1 pseudogene is annotated in these 631 nt (G+C 64.7%); it reads right to left on the minus strand.

Annotated elements, in window-relative coordinates:
- Positions 1 to 516: pseudogene (locus tag ACLJPL_RS34060) on the minus strand (IS5 family transposase); the annotation flags it as partial.
- Between the last annotated feature and the right edge of the window lie 115 nt (positions 517 to 631).

A 631-nucleotide genomic window follows, 5' to 3' on the forward strand; every position in this document is an offset into this window, starting at 1 on the left:
AGCGGATCGGCGGGATGCCGCGCACCAACGGCTCCAGGGCCTGGCTGTCGTGAAGGTTCGCGCCGGAGATCCCGACGGACAGGGGCAGACCGGTTCGCTCGGTGATCAGATGGATCTTTGAGCCGTACTTGCCCCGATCCACTGGATTCGGACCTGTCAGGTCCCCTTTTTCAGGGCCCGCATGTTCACCGAATCGATCGCGCAGCGAGACCAGTCCAGTTCGCCGCGGGCACCGAGTTCGTCGAGAACCAGGCGGTGCAGCTTGGCCCAGACCCGGGCCTTCGTCCACTCGGTGAAGCGCCGATGGGCCGTCGCCCCCGACGGTCCGAACGACGCTGACGGAACCTGCTGCCACGTGCAGCCGGACGTGGCTACGAACACGATCGCAGCCAGCACTTCTCGGTCGCCGTGCCGACGGCGGCCTCCTCCTTGAGGGCGCGACGGAGCCTCCGGCACCACTCGCTGGAACAACAACCACAACTCATCCGGCACCAGCCGCTCAACGATCCCCACCACAGCTGACAGTCTACTCGCCAATTGAGATGACTTCTTAGGCTGGTTCCGTGGAGGATCCCTCGAGCCAGAGCAGGGTGTTGCTGCTGAACTGGTGTGTCTTCGTGCCCAGTTGGCT

This window comes from Streptomyces sp. cmx-18-6 (assembly GCF_046548915.1).
GTDB lineage: Bacteria > Actinomycetota > Actinomycetes > Streptomycetales > Streptomycetaceae > Streptomyces.